The organism is Kaistella sp. (assembly GCF_041824135.1).
In the GTDB taxonomy this organism is placed as follows: Bacteria; Bacteroidota; Bacteroidia; order Flavobacteriales; family Weeksellaceae; genus Kaistella.
Genome location: NZ_JBGZYM010000037.1, coordinates 1 through 4829 on the forward strand (window position 1 = coordinate 1; position 4829 = coordinate 4829).

Sequence of the window (4829 nt, forward strand, 5' to 3'; positions counted from 1 at the left end):
CATTTTCAAATAATAAAATAGGATATCCCAACAAAAGAAAAGGAAGAACGAAAAATACAGGTATCACGCACATCGCAATTGCAATACTCAATAAAATTCCGGCGACTAACGAGTATAAAATGATGTTTAAAAAATTCTGTTTGAATCCGATAAATAAATCCGAGATACTGATCGATTCCTGCAAATTATATTTGTTAGCAATAAATATTATTCCCACATATAAAGGAGTTAAAATAAGACTTACCAAACCTGAAAGTCCGGAATAAAACGCAAATCCTGGTATGGCCCAAATATTTGGCATATCACCGTCAGAACCATTCATTTCTTCCATAAAATCGGCTGAATTAAATCCCGAAATCGGCTGCACAAGAAATGACACCACAGTTGAGATCAGTACTGCTACAATTGCATAGAGGAAAATTCCTTTGTAAATTTCGAAAGCGTGGGCGATAATCCCTCCAGAAGATTTTTCTGGTCCCAGCGGTTGATCAAATTCTTGAAAAGTATCCATAGTTTAATTTTTAATGTTTTCAAATTTATCATTAAAAATTCACAAGGACAAAACTTTATTTTTGCTTTTTAATCATTTTCTTTGAAGAATTGCTGATATAATGTATAAATCATTGCGTGCCAGAACGGGAAAGTGAGAAGGAAACCAAATCCAAAAAGTAAAAGTCCTGACAAACTAAATAGCACTGCAATTACAACACAAATAAATACCGTCGTAAAATCCTGCTTCAATCCTTTTACAGTCAGTTTAATTCCTTCAATCGTATTCACATTCATAAAAAACATAAGCGGAACTGAAAATAAAGTAAGGATAATCCAGACAACGCCCAATAATGGCAATGAGTTGGCGTAAGAGAAAATGATCATCCAAAAAAGATAAAAGCCGAAAAACTTAAAGAAAGCAAAACCAATATAACCGGCAAACAAATCATTCATTATTATTTTTTCCTTCAAATCAGTCTTGCGATAAATTTTATAGAACCCTACGTTTAAAGGATTTAAAAAAGCAAATAGAAAGAAAATTCCCAGCAGAAAACTTTGCGTCTGTGGTAATTTTGAAACTTCCGCCATCTTTTTGTTAAAAGCTTCGAAGTCTGTTTTAAGCAACTCGCTGTGCTGACTCATTTCATCCCACAATCCGAAATATTTGAACAAAAAGAAATATCCCAGAAAAAATAAGGAAAAGTAAAGTAAACTGAAAGACAGTTGATAAAATAAAGTCCTGTTCCAATAAGAAAATGCAGTTTTTAAAATCTCCTGTATGCTGACCTTTTGAGGGTAATTTTTTTCCATTCTGCAAAAATAGGGAAAACCTAAAGATTAACTCCTAAAAAGAGTATTTTTGCCCAATGCTAAAATCTCATCATCCTAACTTTGATAAAATGGATGAACTTTCAGAACAGAAAGTTCCTTTCTTTTTTATGGTTGATTTTTTAGTTGAAAATGTTTTGGTTTTCGTGGAAAGCGAACTGAAAGAAAATAGTATATTGGTTGATTTTCAAAACTTTAGAAACATAAATCTTTATGAAGGGGAAAAAAAAGATATTCATTTAAAATCATTTCCAGAAAGTAAACAAGAGTATCGAAAAGGCTTTGACATCGTTCAGGGAAATCTGAAATTAGGCAATTCATATCTTACCAATTATACTTGCAAAACTGAAATTGAGATCAACCTTAGTTTAGAAGAGATTTTTCATTTATCAAAGGCAAAATATAAAGTTCTTCATAAAGATGAGTTCGTATTCTTTTCCCCGGAAACCTTTATTGAAGTCATCGACAATGAAATATTTACGCATCCGATGAAAGGAACTATCGACGCGGCAAAGGAAAATGCGATTGAAGTTTTAAAAAATGATATCAAAGAAAAAGCCGAACATTACACGGTGGTAGATCTTCTCCGAAATGATTTAAGCATGGTGGCAGATGAAGTGAAAGTCAACGAATTTCAACGAATTGATTTCCTGAAAACCAATAAAAAAAATCTCTACGCAATGAGTTCTGAAATTTCGGGAAAACTAAAGCCTGAATTTCAAAATAAAATAGGAAGCGTTATGAAAAGTTTGCTTCCAGCTGGTTCTATTCTGGGTGCTCCAAAACCAAAAACTTTAGAAATAATTCAGGAAGCAGAAAACCATGACAGAGGCTTCTACACAGGCGTTTGTGGTTGGTTCGACGGAAAGAATCTGGATTCTTGCGTGATGATAAGGTTCATTGAAAAAGAAAGTGGAAAACTTTATTTTAAAAGTGGTGGTGGAATCACTCATTTGAGTAATTTTGCCGACGAGTATCAAGAAATGAAAAACAAAATTTATGTCCCAATTCATTGAAAGCATTAAGGTAGAAGACACGGAAATATTCCTCTTAGACCAACATCAGAAACGCGTCAATGAAACGTTTTCTTATTTTGGCAAAGAAGTATCCATCAACATCGACGAGATTTTTAAAAGTCTTAAACATGATGAAGACGGTCTTTACAAATTTAAAATCACCTACGATTTGACCGGGAAATACAGAACGCAGATGATTCCGTATGCGATGTCTGAAATCGCCAATTTTCAGTTGGTCGAAAATAATTCTTACGATTACTCCTTCAAATTTGAGGATCGAAAAGAGCTTGAAAAAATGAAAATTTTATCTAAAGCTGCAGAAATTATTATTGTAAAAAATAATCATATCACTGATACGTCCTATTCAAATCTTTTATTTAAAAAAGGAAAAGACTGGTTTACCCCAAAAACCTTTTTATTAAACGGAGTTCAACGACAATCGTTACTGAAAGCAAAAAAAATTAAAGAAGCAGAAATCACTTTGCAAAATTTGAGCGAATACTCCCATTTTCAATTGATTAACGCATTGAATGAAGCAGACGATTCTTACAGTTATCCAATCGACAGGATTAAAAATCTACCGAAAACATCGGAAGCAAATTGAAATGTAAATTAGGATTTTAAAAATTCGAAATAGCCTTTTAAAACTTCTGCGTTTTCGAGAGCAGTACTATCAACTTCCAAGATCTTTGCCTTTTCATCGTGTTTAAAGAAATTATCTAAAACTCGTGAAAGCGTGATCTCATCATCAACTTTGGTGTAAGCGAATCCAAAATGCTTCGCTAAATGTTCCGCGTTTTTGTGATGTTTGGTTAGGATAAATTCATCTAACGCATTCGTAGAACTTGGTCCCGGAATAATTTTAAAGATATCTCCTCCTCCATTGTTAAACACGATAATTCTGGTATAAGGCGGAATGTAGTTATTCCACAAACCATTGATATCATAGAAGAAACTCATGTCGCCCGTTACCAAAACAGTTTGCCGTTGTGATTTTATAGCGTATCCCATCGCCGTTGAAGTTGAACCATCAATTCCGCTCGTTCCGCGATTGCAATAAATTCTATTTTTATCAAAATCAAACAATTGTGTATAGCGAATCGCCGAGGAATTACTGATATGTAGATTGATATTTTCCGGCAGTTGTTTAGAAAGCAGTTCAAATAATTTAAAATCAGAAAACGTTGTTCCTATGCAATATTCATCATGTTTCAGATCTCTTTTATCCCGCAAAACATCCCATAGATTAAAGTACGGACTTGGTTCTAATGAAATGAATTTTAACAATTTAGCGAAGAATTTCTCCGGAGTCGCTTTTACTTTTTCGGTCAAAGCAAAGAAAGTATCAGGATGCCAAACCTCATCGATATGCCAGTGATTTTTCGGATTCGCTTTTCGTAAAAACTGTTTCACTTTTTTGGAAACTACATTTTGCCCAACCGTAATTAATAGGTCTGGAGCGTAAGTTTTGTAGTCAGCATCATTGAAATTAAAAATGTAGCGATCAATATGTGCGAAAAACTTATCATGTTTTAAATTAGAATTGGCTTCCTTTAAAACAACAACACTATGATTTTTAACCAATTGAGTCAACTGCATTTCCAGCTCCTCACTGTAATCTCTTGTCCCAACCAGAATCATAATCCTTTTGGACGTATTCCATTCTGCCACTAAATTCGGCGGCAATTCATAATTCGTTTCCCGAATGGTTTTTTCGACAGGTTTAAAAGTCGGAAGTTCAGAAACCATATGATAAAGAGGTTCTTCCAAAGGAATATTAATATGAACCGGACCTTGTTTTTCAAAACAAACTTCAATTGCTTTTTTAATGATGGAGAAATTCTCGTCATCAGCGTTTTCCATGGAATCTTCCAACAATTGAAAATCTCCGTACGAATGTTGTTGATAAAGATCTTTCTGACGAATCGTTTGACCGTCAAAAATATCCACGAAATCAGTCGGACGATCCGCCGTTAAAATTAATAAAGGCGTGTTTTGGTAAAATGCTTCAGTGATCGCTGGATAATAATTGGCCGATGCCGAACCGCTGGTACATGTTAATGCGACTGGTTTTTTAATACTTTTTGCCATTCCCATTCCCACAAAAGCAGCACTTCTCTCATCAACAATACTGTAACAATTAAACTCATCAGTTTCTGAAAAATGAATCGCCAAAGGTGCATTTCGCGAGCCTGGAGAAATTACGATGTCAAAAATGCCGTACTCTTTTAATAAATGTGCAAGTATTTGAATGCTTCGTTTGGAAGAGAATTGTTTCATGTTGAAAATTGATTGCTGCAAATTTACTGATAATAAAATTTTAAACTAAAAAAACTTAATTTTGTACCCGAATTCTTAATCAAACAATATGAAACAGATCCCAAGTGTGGATTTGCGTGATTTCCTTTCGGGTGAACCGGAACGCAAACAAAAATTTGTAAATGAAATCGGAAAAGCATACGAAGAAATTGGCTTCGTTGCGCTAAAAGGTCA

The 4829-nt window shown here is 34.1% G+C and carries 5 protein-coding genes and 1 pseudogene; 3 read left to right on the plus strand and 3 right to left on the minus strand.

Features of this window, described 5'->3' with window-relative positions:
- Both ACEYOS_RS04325 and ACEYOS_RS04330 read right to left on the minus strand, forming a co-directional pair.
- On the minus strand, positions 1–511 hold a 511-nt coding region (locus ACEYOS_RS04325; RefSeq protein ID WP_373797516.1), incomplete at its 3' end, for a beta-carotene 15,15'-monooxygenase.
- A 68-nt stretch (positions 512–579) separates the two neighbouring features.
- Positions 580–1302 (minus strand): hypothetical protein, encoded by a 723-nt coding sequence (locus tag ACEYOS_RS04330; protein ID WP_373797517.1) that lies wholly within the window; start codon positions 1300–1302, stop codon positions 580–582.
- A 56-nt stretch (positions 1303–1358) separates the two neighbouring features.
- Between ACEYOS_RS04330 and ACEYOS_RS04335 the strand changes: the two genes are divergently transcribed.
- Together ACEYOS_RS04335 and ACEYOS_RS04340 are read left to right on the plus strand one after the other, a co-directional pair.
- Positions 1359–2336, plus strand: coding sequence for an aminodeoxychorismate synthase component I (locus ACEYOS_RS04335; RefSeq protein ID WP_373707447.1), 978 nt, complete (start codon positions 1359–1361; stop codon positions 2334–2336).
- Positions 2320–2940: an aminotransferase class IV gene (locus tag ACEYOS_RS04340; RefSeq protein ID WP_373707446.1), complete on the plus strand. Its 621-nt coding sequence runs from the start codon at positions 2320–2322 to the stop codon at positions 2938–2940. Before ACEYOS_RS04335 ends, ACEYOS_RS04340 begins: the two co-directional genes overlap by 17 nt.
- Positions 2941–2948: 8 nt before the next feature.
- On the opposite strand, the gene menD is transcribed toward ACEYOS_RS04340, so the two are convergent.
- Positions 2949–4616, minus strand: a complete 1668-nt coding sequence (gene menD / locus ACEYOS_RS04345; RefSeq protein ID WP_373707445.1) for a 2-succinyl-5-enolpyruvyl-6-hydroxy-3-cyclohexene-1-carboxylic-acid synthase — start codon at positions 4614–4616, stop codon at positions 2949–2951.
- An 88-nt stretch (positions 4617–4704) separates the two neighbouring features.
- Between menD and ACEYOS_RS04350 the strand changes: the two are divergent.
- Positions 4705–4829, plus strand: a pseudogene (locus tag ACEYOS_RS04350) (isopenicillin N synthase family oxygenase); the annotation flags it as partial.